At 60.9% G+C, this 2280-nt stretch carries 3 protein-coding genes; 1 reads left to right on the top strand and 2 read right to left on the bottom strand.

Annotated features, from left to right (window positions below):
• Positions 1–452: aminotransferase class I/II-fold pyridoxal phosphate-dependent enzyme (locus GX108_02055; protein NLO55830.1), on the top strand; the 452-nt coding region annotated here is incomplete at its 5' end.
• A 78-nt stretch (positions 453–530) separates the two neighbouring features.
• On the opposite strand, the gene GX108_02050 is transcribed toward GX108_02055, so the two are convergent.
• Both GX108_02050 and GX108_02045 read right to left on the bottom strand, forming a co-directional pair.
• Positions 531–845: a protein SamA gene (locus GX108_02050; GenBank protein ID NLO55829.1), complete on the bottom strand. Its 315-nt coding sequence runs from the start codon at positions 843–845 to the stop codon at positions 531–533.
• Positions 845–2131 carry a Y-family DNA polymerase gene (locus GX108_02045; protein NLO55828.1) on the bottom strand — a complete coding sequence of 429 codons (1287 nt, stop codon included), beginning with the start codon at positions 2129–2131 and terminating at the stop codon, positions 845–847. The genes GX108_02050 and GX108_02045 overlap by 1 nt, the downstream gene beginning before the upstream one ends.
• Positions 2132–2280 lie beyond the last annotated feature (149 nt).

Genomic DNA, 2280 nt, shown 5'->3' with positions numbered 1-2280 from the left:
TCATGGCACAGACCATGAAACTGGCCCAGGGAAGGCTCTGCGTGCCCACCCTGGAGCAGGTGGGGGCCGTGGCCCTCTACAAGACGCCCAGGTCCTACCTGGAGGAGGTCAACAAGGAGTACCAGGCCCGCAGGGACATACTCTATTCCAAGATCAAGGAGATGCCCGGAGTGATCTGCGAGGAGCCCAAGGGCGCCTTCTACGTGGTGGCCAAGCTGCCCGTCGACAATGCCGAGAAGTTCGTCATCTGGATGCTGAAGGATTTCCATGTTGATAACGAGACCGTCATGATGGCTCCGGCCGAAGGCTTCTACGCCACGCCCAACCTCGGCAGGGATGAAGTCCGCCTGGCCTACGTTCTCAAGAAGGAGGACCTGGTCAAGGCCATGGACATCCTCAAGGAAGGTCTCGAGGCCTACCCGGGGAGGATCAAGACCGCCTCCAACTTCTAGTGTCCGCTTGTCCCCGTCATCGCAAAATCCGAAGCCGCCCCTTCGAAGGGGCGGCTTTTTTATAGCGCGAAGGGTCCGTCATTCCCGGCGCCTCAGGACCCTTACAATCCCCCTGACCACACCCCAGGCGGATGCGTTGCCTGAAGGAACCTCCCGGAGCGCGAGCTTACCGTCCCTGGTTATGACGGCCAAGTCGCCCTCTTCTGCCCCGCAGGAACGATCCACGACGAGGATATCGCCCTCTTCGATGGACCAGGCGGGGATCCTCCCCGCCGAGCGCATCAGGAAGGTGGATGCCTTGTTTCGTACCAGTAGTGCATTTATATCCAGGGAGTTCTCCCTGAAGGGATCGGCGGGGGAGGGGAAACCCGTGGTGGACCTGGGATCGGCCATCACGGTGCCTCCTCGGGGGGGATCACGGCGGGAATTTCCTCCCAGCAGGTCGTATAGCGCGGCGACACGCGCCCCCGGCGCATAACCCAAGATCTCCTGCCATGGATGCCCATCGAGGCAGCGAAGATGGTTCCCTTACCCAGTTCCAGGTTCAGCCGGTCCATCACCCTCATGAGCTTCGCCTCCCTGGGGTCTCTCACCCCGGCGAAAAGATGCCCTTGCAGATAAGCCGCGTCAGCCAGGTCTGTCAGTATAACCCCGGCCTTCTTGTAGGCGAGCCCTTCCACGAAGGTCCCCTCCAGGCACTCCATTGCCCGGCCGACGATCTCGACCGTGCTGGACGTGGGAACGTCGAACCTGGCGGTGATGCCATTGGCGTAACCCGGCCCGCTGCCAAAGGGGTTGGTCATCAAGAAAAGGTGCATCTTCCCGGCGGCCGAACCCTGCCTCCTGAGACTCTCCGCCGCCGAAAAAGCGAAGTGCGAAACCGCCTCCCTCAGGGAATGAAGATCCTCGACGGGGTTGCCGAAGCTCCTGGAGACCCTTATGGTCTTGCGCGGTTTCGCCGCCTCGGCGAAGGGGTAGCAGACCTGGCCGTTGAGCTCCCTGGAGGTCCTGGCCTCGCTGATGGTGAATCGTCTTTTGAGCCACTCCTCGTCGGTGTACTTCAATCCTTCGGCGGTCTTGATCCCGAAACGGCGCAGCTTCGGCGCGTTGCGGAAGCCGACACCCCAGACATCGCCTATATCTATCCCTTCGAGGTGAGGATCGGCTTCCTCGCCGTCGGGCATGGCGAAGACGCCTTCCCTGGAGGGGTCCTGCTTGGCGATCCTGTTGGCTGCCTTGGCGAGGGTCTTGGTGGCTCCCAGCCCTATCGATACGGTCATCCCCGTCCATCGGAGGACCCTCTCGCGGAGACGGCGACAAAAGCCCTCGGGGTCCGCGGCGGACCTCGGCAGGGCTTCGACGCGGAGAAAGGCCTCGTCGATGGAATAGGTCTCCACGTCGGGTGCCAGGCTTCGGAGGGTGTCAGAGACCCTCCTGGATACGTCCTCGTAGAGGGGGTAGTTGGAGGAGAAGACCTCCACGCCGAAATATCTTAACCTGCCCTCTTCCTTGAAGTAGGGCGCTCCCATGGAGACGCCCAGGGCCTTCACCTCGGCGGAGCGGGCTATGACGCAACCGTCGTTGTTGGAGAGGACCACCACGGGGCGGTGGTCAAGGTCGGGTCTGAAGAGCCTCTCGCAGGAGGCGTAGAAGTTGTTGCAGTCGCAGAGGGCAAACATGGCCAACACTCCCGGAAAATATACTCCTGAAAAAGATTACTATAAGAATACATTATCCGGAATATATTTACAAGACCTTCGGGCTACTCCGGGGCTTCTTCTTCCTGGTAATGCCGGTTCGCCGCTTCTGTCATGGTGATAAGTTCGGG

It is taken from the genome of Thermovirga sp. (assembly GCA_012523215.1).
In the GTDB taxonomy this organism is placed as follows: Bacteria; Synergistota; Synergistia; order Synergistales; family Thermovirgaceae; genus 58-81.
This window is presented reverse-complemented; position numbering and strand designations above follow the sequence as displayed.